The 18,081-nt window shown below is 71.3% G+C and carries 13 protein-coding genes and 1 pseudogene; 3 read left to right on the forward strand and 11 right to left on the reverse strand.

Going from position 1 to position 18,081, the window contains the following annotated elements; all coding sequences use genetic code 11:
• Positions 1-17: 17 nt before the first annotated feature.
• Together ACFYV5_RS07125 and ACFYV5_RS07130 are read right to left on the reverse strand one after the other, a co-directional pair.
• On the reverse strand, positions 18-3,866 hold the full coding sequence (locus ACFYV5_RS07125; RefSeq protein ID WP_389165407.1) for an endo-alpha-N-acetylgalactosaminidase family protein: 3,849 nt from the start codon (positions 3,864-3,866) through the stop codon (positions 18-20).
• A 140-nt stretch (positions 3,867-4,006) separates the two neighbouring features.
• Positions 4,007-4,516: a hypothetical protein gene (locus ACFYV5_RS07130; protein ID WP_389165409.1), complete on the reverse strand. Its 510-nt coding sequence runs from the start codon at positions 4,514-4,516 to the stop codon at positions 4,007-4,009.
• Between the two features lie 235 nt (positions 4,517-4,751).
• On the opposite strand from ACFYV5_RS07130, the gene ACFYV5_RS07135 reads away from it, so the two are divergent.
• Entirely contained in the window at positions 4,752-5,360 is a 609-nt protein-coding gene (locus ACFYV5_RS07135) for a YceI family protein (RefSeq protein WP_389165412.1), read from the forward strand.
• 89 nt (positions 5,361-5,449) lie between these two features.
• Here the strand turns inward: ACFYV5_RS07135 and ACFYV5_RS07140 are convergent, their stop codons facing one another.
• Positions 5,450-6,601 carry a serine hydrolase domain-containing protein gene (locus tag ACFYV5_RS07140; protein ID WP_389165415.1) on the reverse strand — a complete coding sequence of 384 codons (1,152 nt, stop codon included), beginning with the start codon at positions 6,599-6,601 and terminating at the stop codon, positions 5,450-5,452.
• Positions 6,602-6,750: 149 nt separating this feature from the next.
• On the opposite strand from ACFYV5_RS07140, the pseudogene ACFYV5_RS07145 reads away from it, so the two are divergent.
• A pseudogene (locus ACFYV5_RS07145) lies at positions 6,751-7,302 on the forward strand (DNA polymerase III subunit beta); the annotation flags it as partial.
• A gap of 31 nt (positions 7,303-7,333) precedes the next feature.
• On the opposite strand, the gene ACFYV5_RS07150 reads toward ACFYV5_RS07145, so the two are convergent.
• The 7 genes from ACFYV5_RS07150 to ureA form a co-directional block, all read right to left on the reverse strand.
• Positions 7,334-8,680 (reverse strand): hypothetical protein, encoded by a 1,347-nt coding sequence (locus ACFYV5_RS07150; protein ID WP_389165418.1) that lies wholly within the window; start codon positions 8,678-8,680, stop codon positions 7,334-7,336.
• A 57-nt stretch (positions 8,681-8,737) separates the two neighbouring features.
• The gene (gene cimA, locus ACFYV5_RS07155) at positions 8,738-10,360 is read right to left on the reverse strand and encodes a citramalate synthase (protein WP_355107495.1); all 1,623 of its coding nucleotides are present in this window, start codon (positions 10,358-10,360) and stop codon (positions 8,738-8,740) included.
• Positions 10,361-10,677: 317 nt separating this feature from the next.
• The gene (locus ACFYV5_RS07160) at positions 10,678-11,304 is read right to left on the reverse strand and encodes a TetR/AcrR family transcriptional regulator (RefSeq protein ID WP_389166348.1); all 627 of its coding nucleotides are present in this window, start codon (positions 11,302-11,304) and stop codon (positions 10,678-10,680) included.
• An 18-nt stretch (positions 11,305-11,322) separates the two neighbouring features.
• Positions 11,323-11,763 carry a hypothetical protein gene (locus tag ACFYV5_RS07165; protein WP_389165420.1) on the reverse strand — a complete coding sequence of 147 codons (441 nt, stop codon included), beginning with the start codon at positions 11,761-11,763 and terminating at the stop codon, positions 11,323-11,325.
• Positions 11,764-11,805: 42 nt separating this feature from the next.
• Positions 11,806-12,822, reverse strand: a complete 1,017-nt coding sequence (locus tag ACFYV5_RS07170) for an agmatine deiminase family protein (RefSeq protein WP_355107499.1) — start codon at positions 12,820-12,822, stop codon at positions 11,806-11,808.
• 11 nt (positions 12,823-12,833) lie between these two features.
• A complete protein-coding gene (locus tag ACFYV5_RS07175; RefSeq protein WP_355107501.1) occupies positions 12,834-14,516 on the reverse strand; it encodes an urease subunit alpha in 1,683 nt (560 codons plus the stop codon).
• On the reverse strand, positions 14,516-15,262 hold the full coding sequence (gene ureA / locus ACFYV5_RS07180; RefSeq protein ID WP_389165423.1) for an urease subunit gamma: 747 nt from the start codon (positions 15,260-15,262) through the stop codon (positions 14,516-14,518). The genes ACFYV5_RS07175 and ureA overlap by 1 nt, the downstream gene beginning before the upstream one ends.
• A 137-nt stretch (positions 15,263-15,399) precedes the next feature.
• On the opposite strand from ureA, the gene ACFYV5_RS07185 reads away from it, so the two are divergent.
• Complete coding sequence (locus ACFYV5_RS07185) at positions 15,400-16,827, forward strand: cytosine permease (RefSeq protein WP_389165425.1); 1,428 nt, start codon at positions 15,400-15,402, stop codon at positions 16,825-16,827.
• Positions 16,828-16,932: 105 nt separating this feature from the next.
• On the opposite strand, the gene ACFYV5_RS07190 is transcribed toward ACFYV5_RS07185, so the two are convergent.
• Positions 16,933-18,021, reverse strand: coding sequence for a branched-chain amino acid aminotransferase (locus ACFYV5_RS07190; protein ID WP_355107507.1), 1,089 nt, complete (start codon positions 18,019-18,021; stop codon positions 16,933-16,935).
• Between the last annotated feature and the right edge of the window lie 60 nt (positions 18,022-18,081).

Consider the following 18,081-nt stretch of genomic DNA (forward strand, 5'->3'; position numbering starts at 1 on the left):
GGAAGCGCTTTCTGCCGCTAACCGCCGCAGTGGAACCGCGCGTTCCCCCAGTCCGCGTGGTCGTTGCCGTTCCCGTCGCCGCCGTCCCCGACCACCAGGTCGACATAGGACGCCCCGGTGACGTCGGCGGTCAGCGACCAGGCCGGATCCGTCGCCTTGAGGACCGGCGACTTCACCTTCTCCGTACCGTCGGCGACGACGCTGAACTGGACCGTGCCACGGGTGGCCTGGGCGTCGTCCACACCGACCTCGGCGGTCAGCGAGGTGCACGACCCGCCCAGGTAGTAGCGGACCGTGGCCGGGGCATGGGTGCCCAGGCCCTTCGCGTACGCCACTCCCCCGATCTTCAGCGGGGTGCCGTCACCGGCCGCCGTCCCGCCGTTGGAGAGGTCGCGTTCGACCGGGCCCCAGCCACTGGTGGCCGAGGTCCAGTCCAGGTCGCTCGCCCAGCTGTCCGTGGTGGGCGGCGGGGGCAGCGTGCGCACGGAGGTCGTGGCGCTCAGCCTCCGCGCCTCTCCCCCGACCGTGTACGTCACCGTCGAACCGAGCGGGTACGTCCAGTACGTCGCGTCCAGCGGGGGCGTCACCTTCCAGCCGGCGGTGGCCCGGGCGCCCGCCGCGACCGTGCCGAGGGTGACGGGTCCGGCGGGCTCGGCGGTCCAGCCCGCGGGGAGTTCCAGGGCGGCCGTGGCCCCGGCGACGGCGCTCGCCTCGTCGTTGGCGAAGGTGGCCGAGACCTGGTTCGGACGGCCCGGCTCCAGGGTCTCCGGGGCGGCCAGCGCGAGTGTGCCGCAGGCCGCCTTCTCCGGCGCCGGACCGAGGTCGGTGACGGTGAAGCCGTCGAGGACGAAGTCGGCGCCGTCGGGGGCGTCGCCGCGCTTGCGCAGTCCGGTCCAGGTGTCGCCGCAGCCGGCGGTCACGGTCTCGGAGAAGCGCCCCGTCGTCCGCTGCGCCCCGATCGGGGTCCTGCGCGTCTCGACCGCCGCCCCGTTCGTCCGGTCGTAGCCGGTGACCCACTCGTAGGCGCCCGCGTGGCTCGACTGGTAGTCGTACGCGACGCGGTAGCGGTGGCCGTCCTTCATCGGGACGGTCCAGGGCGCGGTCCGGTAGACCAGGCCGCTGTTCTCGTCGTGGGACTTCAGCGACTCGGAGCCGCCGATGACGTCGTCGATGAGTTTCCCGTTCCAGCCGGCCTGGGTGTAGGGGGCGTGCAGCTGGGCGATGTGGGTGCGGGGGTCGGTGGTGCCGCCGGAGTCGCCCTTGAGGAAGGGGCCCCAGCCCTGGTCGACGGCTTCGAAGTCCTCGTACACGAGCGTGCCGGCCTTGGTGGCGGGATCGTTCGCGACGATCCGGACGTCGTCGATCCGGACGGCCGCCGGGCTGCCGCTCGCGGCCTCGATCCTGAGGGTGGTGGAGCCGCTGCCGGGGGCGGTGAAGGTGACCTTGGCGCGCTGGAGACGGGTGCCGTTCCAGTCGGAGGCGGCGACCCGGTCCTCGACGGCCGAGCGCTCGACGGTGACGGACTTGCCTCCGATGGACAGGGTGGTCGGGCGGGTCTTTCCGGGCTCGACCTCGATCAGGGCGGAGGCGGTGTGGCGCGCGCCCGGGGTGAGTCCGGTGATCTGCTGCCGTACGGACGCGGTCGCGGAACCGGTGAGCTTCGCGCTGTTGCGGCCCTGGCCGTCGGTGTCACGGGCGACGGTACCGGCCTTGGCCCAGGCGCCGAGCCGCGCGTCGTTGAAGCCGGGGTCCTTGACCGGGGTGCCTTCGCCCCAGCGGGGATCGATGGGCGCGGGGGCGACGCTCGGGTAGAGGACGTAGGGCTGCCCGGCGGTGGCGTCGAGGGTGATCCGCCCGTCCACGGGGCGTACGGTCGCGGTCTGCACGCGGCCGTTGTCGGTGAGCTTGTGGACGGTGTACGGGCCGGTGCCCGGGACCGCCCAGGTGCTGCGGCCGCCCGCCTTGTTGTAGTGGTAGAGCTTCGTGCCGCCGTCCCAGGGGAGCAGATAGGTCTCGCCGTCGAGGACCTTGCGGCCGTTCTCGTAGAAGGTGCGGCGGCCGTCCTCGACGGTGCCGCGCACACCGCCCGTGAAGGTGAGGTCGTTGCCGTTCCAGCGGGTGATCCGCTGCTGCTGGAGGTACTTGGCGGGGAGGTTCTTCTGCCAGATGTTGGCGTAGAAGTGGTTCCAGTCGGTCTCGCCGGTCCAGCCCTCGAAGTCCTCGAGGGCCGTCTGGCCGAGGACCGGGTGGTTGTTCCAGATGTCCTTCTCGCCGTTGCGGATGAAGCGGATGATCCGGGAGTTGAGGCCCTTGTTGGTGGCGCCGCCGTAGTTCAGGTCGTTGGCCCAGTGGGACCAGAGGGAGGCGCGCTCGAACTTCTCGGACCACTCGGTGGCGACGTTCCAGCCCTGGGCCTGCACGGCCTGGACGGTCTTGTCGGCGATCCAGCCGTGCGTGTAGTAGACGTCGATGTAGAGCATCGACAGGTTCGGGTCGGTCTCGTCGCGCAGCTGCTTGAAGCGGCGGGCGAGGTCGCCGCTGTTGATGTCCCGGCGCTGGTCGATGTAGTAGCTCTGGTTGAGCCAGTTCCACCCGGGCCTGGTCTTGTCGACGAGGGTCTCGCTGAAGTTCTTCGCCTCGGGGTACGCCTCGGTGGCGTTGACGTGGACGCCGAAGCCGGCGCCCCACTTCTTGCCCTCCCTCAGCAGCTTGTTGAGGTCGTCGAGGCCGCCGGCCCGCTTGTTGTAGTTGCCGCCGTAGTCGGGGTGGGCCGAGTCGTGGCCCTCGGAGCCGTACCCCTTGAGCAGAGCGAACTGGCCGAGTCCGTCGGTGGCGAGCGAGATCCGCTTGACGTCGTCGAGGGTGCGCAGGAAGGGGTGGGTGGCGTTGCTGGCGAAGTTGAACGGAATGTGCGCGATCACCCGGCCCGGGGTCTGGTCGGAGCCCGGGGCCTTGATCCCGATGGTGCGGAAGGCGAGCGCTCCGTCCTGCCAGTCGGTCTTCCCGTCGGCGTTGGCGTCGGGGGTGACGACGACCTTGGCCCAGGGGAGGTTGTCGCCGCTCTCGGGCCGCGGGGCTCCGGCGCCGCGGTAGGTCCACTGGCCGGACCAGACGCCGACGCGGGTCTCGGTCGCGGTCCTGCGCGCCTGGTGCCAGAAGCGGGCGCCGTCGCGGGCGCTCGGCCCTGAGGGCTTGTCGTAGCTGGAGTTGGACTCGACGGCGGCGGCGAGCCGGCCGGTGTTGACGATCGCGTAGCTCGCGCCCGTGGGGGCGGCCTCGGCCGGTGTGGCGTCGGTGATGTCGGCGAAGACGTCGGCGGTACGGGTGGAGTCGGGGTCGAGCCGGGTGAAGGCGGTCTGTGCGCCGGTGTCCGCCGAGCCGACGGAGACGAGGTCGTGGCCGGGTATGTCGAGAGTGCCGACCCGGAAGGCCTCGGTGTCGCGGACGGCGGTGACCTTGAAGGTGGTGGCCCGGCCGCTGACGCTCAGGGTCGCGTCGATCTCGACGCCGCTCAGGGTGGGGAAGGTCAGGGTGTACGCCGCGCTGGTGGCGGTCAGGACGGGGGCGGCCTTGGCCTGGACGGCGTACGCGGTGCCGTTGAGGACGATCTGGGTGACCGGGGCCGTACTCCCGAGGACGCGGGCGCCGGTGGCGCGGTCGGTGTACGAGACGACGCGCGGGAAGTCCTCGGCGACGGCGACGGCGAGCTGGTCGGAGCCGATGACGGCCTCGACCGTACGGGTGGGTGACGCGGAGGCTTCGGCGGGCGTTTCGGCGAGGGCAGGCCCGGACAGGGCGAACACGGCCGAGGAGGCGACCGCGAGCGCGCAGGCCGCACGGATTCTTCGGGACTTGGGGAGGGACATGCGCACTAGTTGGCCCCTGCCCGTCGGGCACCGTCAACGAGATCGCGCCCCGGCGGCCCCGCCAGTCCAAGAACCCCTTCGGTTAGTCCAAGTGACCACCGAAGGGGGCTTCTTGCGGCTTCTTGGTGCGGGTACGGCGGTCAGCAGCCGCCGCAGTTGTAGTAGGTCACGTCCCAGTGGTTGCCCTCGTCGGCATAGATGTTGCCGGAGCCGGACTTCCACTGCGGGGCGCCGTCGCCGCGCACGCCGATGTAGGTGAAGGTGTTCTTGATGTAGTTCCCGACGCAGGTGTACTTGCTGTAGTCGAGCTTGTAGCCGTTCCAGTGCGAGTACGTGCCGCCGGCGTGGCCGGTCTCCGTGCCGCCGGTGATGTTCAGGGCGCAGCCGCTGGCGCTCTTGAGGGTCTGGGCGCCCTTCGCGGTGGCGAGGTTGAGCTGCTCGAACGACGTACAGGTCGGGTTGTTGCGGTCGGAGCAGCCGCCGGACGAGGACCAGGTGATTCCGGAGTCGCGGAACATCGAGGTCGCGGTGGCGTGGCTGATCTTGGTGACGGCGTGGGCGTCGGTGGCGGAGCCGAGGACGCCCACGCCGGGCGCGAAGAGGGCGCCGAGGACCAGGGCGAGCGCGGTGAGGACGGAGCGGAGCTTCATCGGGGGTTGCCTCCTGCTGGTGACCGTGACGGATGGGACGGCGGTGCAGGTGGAGCAGACCGTGCTGGGTGAGCACAGGAGATGGTGCCGTAGTTCTACGCGCGTCCGCCAGAGGGCCTCGGCCTCGTCCGGGTGAACCTTCTCCCTAGATGTTGAAAGTTGAACGGAATAGGTCTATCGTCATTCTCGTTGAACATTCAACAAACCTCGCGCCTCGTCCCCCAAGGAGCACGTCATGGGCATCTTCACCCGCAAGAGCGACACCGCCACCGCCGTCGCCACCCTCCCCGTCGACCCGGCCCTCGCCGCGTTGACCGGCGAGTACACCATCGACCCGGCCCACAGCAGCATCGGCTTCACCGTCCGTCACGCGATGGTCACCAACGTGCGCGGCACCTTCGCCGAACACGAGGGCACGCTGACGCTGGACGGTTCGAACCCGGGCGCATCCTCCGCCGTCATCGACGTCACGATCGCCTCGATCGACACGGGCATCGCCGACCGCGACGGCCACCTGCGCAGCGGCGACTTCTTCGACGCCGAGCGGTTCCCGCTGATGACCTTCCGCTCCACGGAGGCCGAGCGGCTGGGCGGCGACACGTACCGCGTGACCGGAGACCTCACGATCAAGGACGTGACGAAGCCGCTCTCCATCGACCTGGAGTTCAACGGCACGGCCACGGACGTCTACGGCAACGAGCGCGTCGGCTTCGAGGGCTCGGCCCAGATCCTGCGCTCCGACTGGGGTCTGACCTGGAACGCGGCCCTGGAGACCGGCGGCGTCATGGTCAGCGACAAGGTGAAGCTGACCTTCGACATCTCCGCGATCAAGAACGCCTCCTGAGCCCGGGCCCCGTCCGGCACACACGAGCGCGCCCGCCTCTCCGTCACCGTGACGACGGAGGGCGGGCGCTCGGCGTTCTCCGGGCGGGATCAGACGGTCGCGACGGCCGCCCGCACCACCGCCGGGATCAGGCGGTCGTTCTCCGGGGCGCCGGCACCGCACAGGAAGCCGAAACGGCGGCGGGCGTAGCTGTACGCCAGGCCGGTGGACGGGTCCGCGAAGGCCTGGGAGCCGGGGGCGCCGCTGTGGCCGATCGCGGCGGGGGTCAGCACGGGGTGGCGGGTGGCCAGCGGCACGAAGCCGAGGCCGAAGGCGCTCTCCTCGCCCGTCACCAGGTCGGTGCCCGCGGAATGGATCCGGGCCACCTCGGCGAGGATGTCCGGCTTCAGGAGCGGGGGCCGCCCGTCGAGCTCGCCGGCGACCGCCGCGTACATCCGCGCCAGGCCCCGCGCGGAGCCGATGCCACCGGAGGAGAGCGGCGCCTTGGCCCGTACCGTACGGGAGTTGGCGTACGCGACCAGGTCCAGCGGGTGGTCGGGGTGGATGCCGAAGGCGATCCCCATGAGGCTGTCCGGGGCGATCGGGTTCGCCTCCAGCAGGGCCTGCTGCGCGGAGGTGGGCTTCATCGGCAGCACGGGGCGGAAGCGGGGCTCCAGCTCCTCGGGCAGACCGAGGTAGTAGTCCACGGCGTACGGGGCGCGGACCCGCTCCTCGAAGTGCTGCTGGGCCGTGCGGCCGGTGGCCCGGCGGACCACCTCGCCGACGAGCGCGCCGATGACGAGGGCGTGGTAGCCGTGGCCGGAGTCCGGCTCCCAGAAGGGGCGCTGTCCCGCGAGCCGCGCGGCGATCACCTGGTCGTCGGCGAGCTCGTCGAACGTCAGGCCGCCGTCGGCACCGATCACGCCCGCGCGGTGGGCCAGAAGCTGGCGGAGGGTGATCCTCTCCTTGCCCTCGGCGGCGAACTCCGGCCACCAGGACGCCACTTCGCGGTCCAGGTCGAGCACGCCGTCCTGCACGAGCAGCGCGGCGACCAGCGCCATCGCCCCCTTGGCGGAGGAGTAGAGGGCGAGCAGGGAGTCCCCGTCGACACCGTCACCGCCCCACAGGTCCACGACCTGCCGTCCCTGGTGGTAGACGGCGAGCTGGGCCCCGCCGTCGCTCGCCTCGTTCGCGACGACGGTCGCGAACTCCTCGCGTACGGCCTCGAATCCGGGCGCCACGGTGCCGTGCACGTCACTCATGTGCTGTCTCCCCCTGTGCGTTCCACGCTGATCGTTCAGCTGTGTTCGCCGGTGAGAACGATCAAGGGCACCGAATCCTTCCCGGGGCGTTGTCAGTGGGGGCCGCTAGCTTCGGTCCCATGGAATTCCGTATCGACAGCGGTGTGTTGACCGACGCCGTCGCCTGGGCCGCCCGCGTCCTGCCCGCCCGGTCACCCGTGCCGGTGATCGCCCGCTCCCTGACCTCGGCGGGGCCGGTCCGCCTGGCCCTGGACGGCGGTTCGATCGGCTTCGAGAGCGAGGGGACGAGAACGACGACCCGCCTGCTCGACGGCCGGCTCCCCCGCCACGACAAGCTCTTCACCCTGGGCGAGCACGCGGTCGCCGTGACGGACCGGGCTCCGCTGCTGGAGGCCGTGAAGCGGGTGGCGGTGGTCGCGGAGGGGGACAGTCCGGTCCAGCTCGCCTTCGCCGGGGAGAGCGTCCAGCTGCAGGCCGGATACGAGGACAACGTGGCGTCCCAGCGCCTCCCGGCTCTCCTGGAGGGCGCGGAGTCCCTGACGGTGGCGTTCAACCCGGGTTACCTTCTGGACGCGCTCGGTTCCTTCGACAGCGACTCCGTCCGCTTCCATCTGCTCGGCCCGGGGCAGCGCGCCCTGATCACCGACCGGGCGGGCGGCGTCCACCAGCACCTGCTGATGTCGGTGAAGCCTCTGGTCTGACTCCGGATGCGGACCGGACGGACACGGGGGGTCAGAACCCGCCGCCGCCGAAGTCTCCGCCACCGCCGAAGTCCCCGAACCCGCCACCTCCACCGCCGAAGTCGCTCGACCCGAAATCACTGGAGCTGAAGTCGGCGCCGGAGAAGTCGCCGCCCTCGAACTCGCCGCCGCCGTACTCGGAGGCGTACGCCGGGGTGGCGAGCATCGAGCCGAGCATGGTGCCGACGAGGAGGCCGGGGAGCATTCCGCCGCCGAAGTAGCCGCCGGCCCAGGGGCCGTACGCCGGCCCCGCCTCCCAGTACGGGCGGCGGCCGCCGTCGGTCTCGACGGTACGGGCCAGGGGGTCCTGGCCGTCGTCGAGGCGGGCGGCGTCCGCGGCGCAGACGGGGACCTGGCGGGTGGCTCCGCCGGCGGGTGTCCAGGTCCGGTCCTCGGTCGAGGGGCCGTGGCGCGGGTCGAAGAAGCAGGGGGCACGGCGCTCGGGCAGCCGCCTGGACTCGCGGCGGGCGGCCAGCAGGGCGAGCGAGAAGCGGCCGTCCTCCAGCTGCTGGGTCACGCCCTTGACGTCGTGCGGATGCGTGGCGGAGCCCATCAGCGACTTCGCCTTGTCGTACGAGTCCAGCGCACGCTCGTAGTCGCCGCGCATGGCGTCGTCGGCACCGGGCTCGGCCGGATGGAAGTCGAGGCGTTCGAGCTCCTCGCCGAAGGCGGTGATGTCCTCGTCCACGACGACCCGGAGCCGGTCCAGGGCCGCGCGCTCCTCGGCCTCCTTGCGGAGCCGGTTGCGGCGGACGACCGCGTACGCGCCCGCGCCGCCGGCGGCGGCGACCGCGCCGAGGGTGATCAGCCCGCCGACCGGGACGCCGTCGTCCGTGCCCACGCTCCCCCAGGTGGAGGGGGCGGAGCCGGACAGGGTGGGCAGGGCCTGGTCGACGAAGTTGTTCAGCTCGGTCCTGGTGTCGACGCCGGGCTGGCGTACGGAGGTGACCAGGTTGTCCACGGCGTCCCTGGACATCACCGAGCGGTCGGCGGCGGCGTCGAACCCGTCACCGAGCCGGACGGCGTACAGCCCCGTCACCCCGGTCTGGGTGCGCAGATTCTGCAGGAGGTTCTCGGGCGGATACTCGCTGGTCGCGGGCAGCACGGCGATGAAGAGCGGCTTGTCCGCGTCCTCGATCTTCTGGGCGAGGGCATCCGCGTCGGCCGTCGACAGCAGGTCGGCGGCGCCCGGATCGACGTACACCGGACCCTGCTTCAGAGCCCGGGCGGCGTCCGGTATCCCGGTGATCCCGGCCCCCGCGGAGGGGGCCAGGACCAGGAGCAGCAGCAGTGCCAGCCCGGCGAGGGCCGACAGAAGGTGGAACGGCCTGGTCCTCATACCATCGAAACTACCCCTAATGGGTGATTAAGAGACATAGAGGAGCCAAGATTCGGCCTACTCGGCCGGGTCGATGCCCACCCGCAGCAGTCCGTAGGTGAACGCGTCCTCCAGCGCCTGCCAGGAGGCGGCGATCACGTTCTCCCCCACGCCGACGGTCGACCACTCGGCGTTGCCGTCGCTGGTGGTGATCAGGACGCGGGTCGTGGACTCCGTGCCGTGGCGCCCCTCCAGGATGCGGACCTTGTAGTCGACCAGCTCGAACTTCGCGAGCTGCGGGTAGATCCGCTCCAGGGCCACCCGCATCGCCCGGTCCAGGGCGTTGACGGGGCCGTTGCCCTCGGCGGTCGCGACGATCCGCTCGCCCTTGGCCCAGAGCTTCACGGTCGCCTCGTTGGCGTGCGTGCCGTCGGGCCGGTCCTCGACGATCGCGCGCCAGGACTCCGTACGGAAGTAGCGGCGCGGCCGCCCCTCCGCCTCCTCGCGCAGCAGCAGCTCGAAGGAGGCGTCGGCGGCCTCGTAGGTGTAGCCCTGGAGCTCGCGCTCCTTGACCCGCTCGACGACGCGGCCGACCAGCGCGCGGTCGTCGCCGAGGTCGACGCCGAGCTCCTTGCCCTTCAGCTCGATGGAGGCGCGGCCCGCCATGTCGGAGACGAGCATCCGCATGGTGTTGCCGACGAGCTCGGGGTCGATGTGCTGGTACAGGTCGGGGTCGACCTTGATCGCGGAGGCGTGGAGTCCGGCCTTGTGGGCGAAGGCGGAGACTCCTACGTACGGCTGATGGGTGGAGGGCGTGAGGTTGACGACCTCGGCGATGGCGTGCGAGATCCGGGTCATCTCGGCGAGCGCGCCCTCGGGGAGCACCCTCTTGTCGTACTTCAGTTCCAGGGCGGCGACGACGGGGAAGAGGTTGGCGTTGCCGACCCGCTCGCCGTAGCCGTTGGCGGTGCACTGGACGTGCGTGGCGCCCGCGTCGACGGCGGCCAGGGTGTTGGCGACGGCGCAGCCGGTGTCGTCCTGGGCATGGATGCCGAGCCGGGCGCCGGTGTCGGCGATGACGGTGGCGACGACGGCCTGGACCTGGGCGGGGAGCATGCCGCCGTTGGTGTCGCAGAGGATCACGACATCGGCGCCGGCCTCGGAGGCGGCACGGACGACGTCCTTGGCGTACTGCGGGTTGGCCTTGTAGCCGTCGAAGAAGTGCTCGCAGTCGACGAAGACCCGACGGCCCTGGGAGCACAGGTAGGAGACGGTGTCGCGGACCATCTCCAGGTTCTCGTCCAGGGTGGTGCGCAGCGCGAGCTCCACGTGCCGGTCGTGCGACTTGGCGACCAGCGTGATCACCGGCGCGCCGGAGTCGAGCAGCGCCTTGACCTGCGGGTCGTCGGCAGCGCTGCCGCCCGCCCTGCGGGTGGCGCCGAACGCGACGAGCTGCGCGTTCTTGAAGGCGATCTCCTGCCGGGCGCGGGCGAAGAACTCCGTGTCACGCGGGTTGGCACCGGGCCAGCCGCCCTCGATGAAGCCCACGCCGAAGTCGTCGAGGTGCCGCGCGATGGTCAGCTTGTCCGCGACGGTGAGGTTGATGCCTTCGCGCTGCGCTCCGTCGCGCAGCGTCGTGTCGAAGACGTGGAAGCTGTCGTCGAGACGCGGGCGCGGGCTCTCGTCGGTCTCCGTGGTCATGACTGTGATGGCTCCTGTCGGATGTGGCTCCGGAAGGTCTGGATCCACTTGCCCCCATTCTCACGCGTCGTCCGTTTCCGGCGGTGGTGGGGCCGGAAAACGAAAAAACCTCTCGCGGGTGCGAGAGGTCTGCGCGCGGGTCTGGGGCACGGTGTCCACTGCCGCGGGGGTCGAGTCGCGGTTCAGCGGTCACTGCGGACCGGCGCGCTGCTGCCGATAATCATGGTGGTAGCAAGCACGTCGGCAGTCTGCCACACCGCTGCGCCCCGCGGGACGACGGTCTCAGGATGCGGGCACCGGCGGGGCCCAGGTCCGGCTCACGGTCCGGATGACGGCCGCAGGAGCAGCGTGTCCGTGACGAACTCCCGTACGTGTGCGAGGACCTGCTCGCGCCCGGTGCCGGGGATGCCGACCGCGACATGGACGCTGAACCCGTCGAGCAGGGCCCGCATCCGGGCCGCGTACCGGTCGGGGTCGACGGCACGGAACTCGCCGCGCGAGACGCCCTCGGCGATCAGCGCGACGAGATCCCGGTGCCAGGCGCCCTCGATGGCGGCCTGCCGGCCGCGGGCGTCGTCGTCGGCGTTCTGGGACCGGTTCCAGACCTCAAGCCAGAGGGTCCAGTGGGGGTCGCGCGGGCCGTCGGGGACGTACACGTCGATGTACCCGTCGAGCCGTTCGCGGACGGTCCCCGGCCGCGAGAGCAACGCACTGCGCTCGGCGCCGAGCCGCCCCTCGCTCCACTCCAGGGTCTGCAGCAGGAGCTCGTCCTTGGTGCGGAAGTAGTAGAGCAGGTGCCCGCTGCTCATCCCGACCTCACGCCCGAGCCCGGCCATGGTCAGCCCGTCGAGCCCACGCTCGGCGATGGTGTCCATGGCGGCGGCGAGGAGCTCCTCACGGGGCGGGGCGGGGTGATTGCGGCGCCGGGGGCCGGCGGGGTTGATGCGGGTCACTCGTATGTTCTACCTCACGCTGTCGTCGAGGTTCCGACCGAATGCGGCGTCCAGGACGGCGGGAAGGTCCTCGGCGGGCACGGTCGCCCGCAGCTCCGCCAGGACGGGCCCGAACCGCTCGTCGTCGATGAGGCCGAGGTACTCCTCGCGCAGCTCACGAATGATCTCCACCAGCTCGGGGCGCAGCTCCATCCAGGCCCGGGACGTGCGGATCTCCGCCTCCACGTGCTCCATGAACCAGCGCATGACGTCGTACGGGATGTGCCGGTGCCCCGCCTGTGGGTCGAAGTAGACCGTCGGCTCGCGCGCCGGGTCCTCGTCCGGGACGATCGCGATCACGAGCGTCCGGTTGTCGGCGGCGTCGTCCAGCTCCAGGTACCAGGCGTCGTCCGGTACGGCGTACAGGATCTGGAGCGCGTACGCCCCGTCCTCGTGGGTGATCAGCGGCATGGCCGCAGGCTGTCACACAGCCCGCGGCCCGCCCACCGGGTTTCAGACCTTCGGCTGCTGCTGCGTGATGCAGTGGATGCCGCCGCCGCCCGCGAAGATCGCCCGCGCGTCCACCAGCGTCACGATCCGCTCCGGGAACAGCCGGCGGAAGATGCCCGCCGCTATCTCGTCGTTCGGGTCGTCGAAGCCGCAGAGCACCACGCCGCCGTTGCACAGGTAGTGGTTGATGTACGAGTAGTCGACCCAGTCGCCCTCCTCGTCCTTCAGGACGGTGGGGGCCGGGATCTCCACGACCTGGAGCGTGCGGCCCTTCGCGTCCGTCTGGCGGCTCAGGATGTCGATGTACATCCGGGAGCGCTCGTGGTCGGGGTGGGCCGGGTCCTGCTGGCTGTGGACGACCACGACGCCGGGCTTGGCGAAGGCCGCCACGATGTCGACATGGCCCTGGGTGCCGTAGAGGCCGTAGTCACCGGTGAGGCCGTGCGGGAGCCAGATCGCCTTCGTCGTGCCGAGCTTGGCGTGGATCTCCGCCTCGACCTGCTCGCGCGTCCACTCCGGGTTGCGGCCCGCGCCGAGCTGGACGGTGTCGGTCAGCAGGACCGTGCCCTCGCCGTCGACGTGGATCGCGCCGCCCTCGTTCACGAGGGACGAGGCCAGCACCGGAACCTCCGCCAGGTCCGCCACATGGCGGGCGATCTTGGAGTCGTGCTCCCAGCGGGCCCAGTCCTGGCCGCCCCAGCCGTTGAACACCCAGTCGACGGCGGCGAGTTCGGTGCCGTTCGTGACGAACGTCGGGCCGATGTCCCGCATCCAGGCGTCGTCCAGCTCGCGCTCCACCAGCTCGACGTCCGGCCCGAGGAGAGCGCGCGCCGAGTCGAGCTGACCGGGTCCGACCACCATGGTCACCGGCTCGAAGCGGCGTACGGCGCGGGCCACGGAGGCCCACGCGGTGCGGGCCTCGGCCAGCTCCTCGTCGTTCGTGAAGGTGGGGTTCGGGCCGGGCCAGGCCATCCACGTGCGCTCGTGGGGCGCCCACTCGGGCGGCATACGGAAGCTCATCAGATGCGTCCTCAGAGGAAGTAGAGACGGTTGAGGGAGATGGACTCGGCCGGTTCGGAGCGGATCGGTTCGCCGTCCAGCGACACCAGTCCGGTCCGGCCGTCCACCCCCACCTGACCGATACGGGAGTTCAGGAGCAGGTCGCCGGGTCCGATGCCGCGCGTGCCGCGGACGGCCACCCGGCGGCGCCGGGTCGGCAGCGCGTCGGAGCCGAGGTCGACGGCGGCCTGGGCGACGAAGGCGACGGAGATGTCGGCCGGGGTCGCGCCGTGCGCTCCGAACAGCGGTCCGAGGACCAGCGGTTCGCAGGTGTCGGTGGCGGCGTTCGGATCGCCCACGACCCCCCACGCGGGGAAGCCGGACTTGAGCACCAGCTGCGGCTTGGCGCCGAAGAACTCCGGCCGCCACAGCACGATGTCGGCCATCTTGCCGACCTCGATCGAGCCGATCTCGTGCGCGAGGCCGTGGGCGATCGCCGGGTTGATGGTCAGCTTGGCCATGTAGCGCAGCACGCGCGCGTTGTCGTCGTGCGCGCCGTCGCCCTCCAGGGGCCCCAGCTCGGCCTTCATCTTCCCGGCCATGGCGAAGGTCCGGCGTACGGTCTCGCCGGCCCTTCCCATCCCCTGCGCGTCCGAGGAGGTGATCCCGATCGCGCCGAGGTCGTGCAGGACGTCCTCCGCGCCCATCGTCCCGGCCCGGATCCGGTCGCGCGCCATGGCGGCGTCGCCGGGCAGGTCGGTCTTCAGGTCGTGGACGGAGACGATCATCCCGTAGTGCTCGGCGACCGCGTCGCGGCCGAAGGGCAGCGTGGGGTTGGTGGAGGAGCCGATGACGTTCGGCACGCCCGCCATCTTGAGGACGTTGGGTACGTGTCCGCCGCCGCAGCCCTCGATGTGGAAGGCGTGGATCGTCCGGCCGTCGAGGACCCGGAGGGTGTCCTCGACGGAGAGGCATTCGTTCAGGCCGTCGCTGTGCAGGGCGACCTGGACGTCGTGCTCCTCGGCGACCCGCAGGGCGGTGTCGAGGGCGCGGGTGTGCGCGCCCATGTCCTCGTGGACCTTGAAGCCGGAGGCGCCGCCCTCGGCGAGCGCCTCGACCAGCGGGGCGGCGTCCGAGGAGGAGCCGCGGCCGAGGAAGCCGATGTTGACGGGCCAGGCGTCGAAGGCGTTGAAGGCGTGCTTGAGGGCCCATGGCGAGTTGACGCCAACCCCCCAGACAGGACCGAACTCCTGTCCGATGATGGTCGTGACACCAGAGGCGAGGGAGGCCTCCATGATGCGCGGGGACAGCAGGTGGACATGGGTGTCCACGGCACCGGCGGTGGCGATGAGGCCCTCGCCGGAGACGATCGACGTACCGGTGCCGACGACCACGTCGACACCGTCGAGGGTGTCCGGGTTCCCGGCGCGCCCGATGGCGTGGATCCGGCCCTCGCGAATACCGATGGACACCTTGCGGATGCCCTGGACGGCGTCGATCACCAGGACGTTGCTCACCACGACGTCGCAGGTCTCGCGGACGGCCGCGGCCTTGAGGTGAAGCCCGTCACGGGCGGTCTTGCCGAAGCCGGCGAGGAACTCGTCACCGGCCTTCTGGGAGTCCGACTCCACCCGGACGACGAGTCCGGAGTCGCCGAGGACGACCCGGTCGCCCGCGCGGGGACCGTGCACCGATGCGTACTCGTACGGGTCCATCAGTTGCCCTCCTTCGGGCGTGCGTCCTGGGACGCGGCCGGGGACGACGACAGGTAGTCGGGGGTGTCGCCCGCCCCCAGGTAGCCGCAGGCCGCCGCCCTGCGCAGGGCCTCGTCCTTCGCGCCGGGCGCGTCCAGTGGGCCGTCGACGAGTCCGGCGAAGCCGATGGCGATACGGGCGCCACCGATCGGCACGAGCCCGACCTCGGCCTCGCCGCCCGGGTCGAAGCGGAAGGAGGACCCGGCGGGGACGGCCAGCCGCATGCCGTAGGCGGCGGCGCGGTCGAAGTCGAGACGCGGGTTGGCCTCGAAGAAGTGGAAGTGGGAGGTGACGCTGACGGGGACGGCCGCGGTGTTGCGGACCATCAGCAGCAGCGCGGGGGGCTCCTCCGCCTCCAGGGGGGCGGGAAGCAGGGCTCCGGGGGCGCCGTCGCCGAGGTTTCCGCCGCCGATCGGGTCGGAGACGACCGCCAGCCGCGAGCCGTCGTCGAAAACGGCCTCGACATGCACTTCGGTGACGACATCGGCCACACCCGGCAGCACGTCGTCCGGGCCGAGCACGGACCGGGCGGCGGCGATCGCCTCGGCGAGCCGTCTGCCGTCCCGGGCCGCCTCGCAGACCGTGTCCGCGATGAGGGCGGTCGCCTCCGGCACATTGAGCCGGAGGCCCCGGGCCCGGCGGGCCCGGGCGAGCTCCGCGGCGCCGAAGATCAGCAGCCGGTCGCGTTCCGTGGGGGTCAGTCGCACGTCCACACACCTCCTGTTTGAGCGCCACTCTAAACCTTTTCGAGCTCGTATCCAAGCATTGACGTACGCAGCGGTAGTGGGTCACATTGAGCGTCACTCAAAACCTTGTCCGCCCGCTTGCCCCGCAGGGAGCCCCCATGCCGATCGAACAGCGCGGAGTCGACACCATCCCCGAAGTGGAACGCACCAGCGGTCCACGCGACCTCTTGGCGATCCTCCTCGGCTCGAACCTCTGCCTCGGAGTGATCGTCTTCGGCTGGCTGCCGGTCTCCTTCGGCCTCGGGCTGTGGGCGTCGGTGACCTCCGTCGTCACCGGCACGCTCGTCGGCGTCGCCGTGACCGCCCCGCTCGCCCTCGTCTCGCTGCGCACCGCGACGAACCTCTCGACGTCCAGCGGCGCCTTCTTCGGCGTCCGCGGCCGGCTCGTCGGTTCGGTGGTCGGGCTGCTGCTCTCCCTCGGCTACACCGCGCTCACCCTGTGGATCGGCGGGGACGTGGTGGTCGGCACGCTCGCCCGGCTGACCGGACTGCCCACCGGTGACTCCACGCACGCGGTGGTGTACGCGGTACTCGCCGCCTGCACGGTCGTCTTCGCGGTCTACGGCTACCGGCTGTTGCTCCAGCTCAGCAAGGGCCTCGCGATCGGCATGACCCTGCTGCTCGCGCTGGGCCTGGTCGCGTACGCGGGCGACTTCACCGCGGCCCCGGTGCCCGAAACCCCGTACCTGCTGGGCTCGTTCTGGCCGACGTGGGTGCTCTCGGCGGTCGCGGCCGGACTCAGCGGCCCGGTCGCCTTCATCACCCTGCTCGGCGACTACACCCGCTACATATCCCCGCGGCGGCACAGCTCGAAGAAGGTCCTGATCACCACCTGTATCGGCCTCGCCGCCGGTCTGCTGATCCCTCAGCTCTTCGGTACGTACACGGCGTTGGCGGCGCGCGGCGCGCTGGACTACGCGGGCCCGCTCGTCGAGGCCTCCCCCGCCTGGTACGTGGTGCCGCTGCTGCTCGCGGCGACCGCCGGCTCCGTCGGCAACGCGGGTCTGATGCTGTACTCGATGGGCCTCGACCTGGACGCGATCCTGCCGCGCGCGACCCGGGCGCGGGCGACGCTGGTGGTCGCGGTGGTGGCGACGGCCTTCGTCTTCCTCGGCCACTTCGCCTCGGACGCGCAGTCCGCGATGACGTCGTTCGTGCTGCTGCTGACGGCGATCGGTACGCCGTGGGCGGTGATCACCCTGATCGGGCACGCGCGCTGCAAGGGCGCGTACGACCCGGAGGCGCTCCAGGTCTACAACCGCCGGGCCCGGGGTGGGGCGTACTGGTTCGCCGCCGGCTGGCACCCGCGGGCGACGGCGTGCTGGGCCCTGGGGGCGGGCGTGGGCCTCGCCTCGGTGTCCACCCCGCTGTACGAGGGGCCGCTGCTCGCCCTGACGGGCGGGATCGACTGCAGCTTCGTGCTGTCCGGCCTCGTCGGCGGCGCGCTGTACGCCCTGCTGACGCCGGCCGCGGCCCCGGCGCCCGCGCGGGAGCAGGAGCTCGAACCGGAAGTCGCCGTGTCCTGAGGCGTCGCCGTGTCCTGAACACGGACGAAGGCCCCCGGGGTGTGGCGCGTGCCACGGTCCCGGGGGCCTTCGTGTCGACCGGCTCGGACGGGTCGGACGGGTCGCCTAGCCCAGCTGGTGGGTCCAGCCGTGGACGTCCTCGGCCTTGCCGGTCTGGATGGCGAGGAGCGCCTCGCGGAGCTTCATCGTGACCTCGCCCGGCTGTCCGCCGGACTGCTGCCACTCGCCGCGGGTCGACTTCACGAAGCCGACCGGGGTGATGACCGCGGCCGTGCCACAGGCGAAGACCTCGGTGAGGGTGCCGTTCTCGCTGTCGGCCTTCCACTGGTCGATGGAGACGCGGCCCTCCTCGGACGCGTACCCGAGGTCCTTGGCCAGCTGGAGGAGCGAGTCACGGGTGATGCCGGCGAGCAGGGAGCCGGTCAGCGTCGGCGTGACGATCCTGTCGCCGTACACGAAGTACAGGTTCATGCCGCCGAGCTCCTCGACCCACTTGTGCTCCACGGCGTCGAGGTAGGCGACCTGGTCGCAGCCCCGGGCCGCGGCCTCGGCCTGGGCGAGCAGGGAGGCCGCGTAGTTGCCGCCGGTCTTGGCGTCGCCCATGCCGCCGGGAACGGCGCGGACGCGGTCCTCGGAGAGCCAGATGGAGACGGGCTTCACACCACCGGGGAAGTACGGGCCGGCGGGCGAGGCGATGACGACGAAGAGGTACTCGTTCGCCGGGCGCACGCCCAGGCCGACCTCCGTCGCGATCATGAACGGGCGCAGGTAGAGCGAGTCCTCGCCGCCGTGCGCCGGAACCCATGCCTTGTCCTGCTGGACGAGGACGTCACAGGCCTCGATGAACGTCTCGACCGGCAGCTCCGGCATGGCCAGCCGGCGCGCGGAGGCCTGGAAGCGCCGGGCGTTGGCGTCGGGGCGGAAAGTGGCGACGGAGCCGTCGGGACGGCGGTACGCCTTGAGGCCCTCGAAGATCTCCTGCGCGTAGTGCAGGACGTTCGTGGCCGGGTCGAGGGAGAGCGGGCCGTACGGCACGAGCTGACCGTCGTGCCAGCCGCGGCCCTCGGTCCACCGGATGGTCACCATGTGATCGGTGAAGTGGCGGCCGAATCCCGGGTTGGCCAGGATCGCCTCGCGCTCCGCGTCGGACAGCGGGCTGGAGGAGGGCTTGAGCTCGATCGTGGGCGTCGTCATGAGTGCTTGTCCTTCACCGGTTGTGTGTGATGGACCGCGCTCACGCCGCTATCAGTGCTC

Source organism: Streptomyces sp. NPDC003035 (genome assembly GCF_042888285.1).
Classification (GTDB): domain Bacteria; phylum Actinomycetota; class Actinomycetes; order Streptomycetales; family Streptomycetaceae; genus Streptomyces.

Bases quoted from the DNA above. Each gene is read 5' to 3' on its own strand.
- ACFYV5_RS07125 (WP_389165407.1), bottom strand. From the start codon at position 3,866: ATGTCCCTCCCCAAGTCCCGAAGAATCCGTGCGGCCTGCGCGCTCGCG.
- ACFYV5_RS07130 (WP_389165409.1), bottom strand. From the start codon at position 4,516: ATGAAGCTCCGCTCCGTCCTCACCGCGCTCGCCCTGGTCCTCGGCGCC.
- ACFYV5_RS07135 (WP_389165412.1), top strand. From the start codon at position 4,752: ATGGGCATCTTCACCCGCAAGAGCGACACCGCCACCGCCGTCGCCACC.
- ACFYV5_RS07140 (WP_389165415.1), bottom strand. From the start codon at position 6,601: ATGAGTGACGTGCACGGCACCGTGGCGCCCGGATTCGAGGCCGTACGC.
- ACFYV5_RS07150 (WP_389165418.1), bottom strand. From the start codon at position 8,680: ATGAGGACCAGGCCGTTCCACCTTCTGTCGGCCCTCGCCGGGCTGGCA.
- cimA (WP_355107495.1), bottom strand. From the start codon at position 10,360: ATGACCACGGAGACCGACGAGAGCCCGCGCCCGCGTCTCGACGACAGC.
- ACFYV5_RS07165 (WP_389165420.1), bottom strand. From the start codon at position 11,763: ATGCCGCTGATCACCCACGAGGACGGGGCGTACGCGCTCCAGATCCTG.
- ACFYV5_RS07170 (WP_355107499.1), bottom strand. From the start codon at position 12,822: ATGAGCTTCCGTATGCCGCCCGAGTGGGCGCCCCACGAGCGCACGTGG.
- ACFYV5_RS07175 (WP_355107501.1), bottom strand. From the start codon at position 14,516: ATGGACCCGTACGAGTACGCATCGGTGCACGGTCCCCGCGCGGGCGAC.
- ACFYV5_RS07185 (WP_389165425.1), top strand. From the start codon at position 15,400: ATGCCGATCGAACAGCGCGGAGTCGACACCATCCCCGAAGTGGAACGC.
- ACFYV5_RS07190 (WP_355107507.1), bottom strand. From the start codon at position 18,021: ATGACGACGCCCACGATCGAGCTCAAGCCCTCCTCCAGCCCGCTGTCC.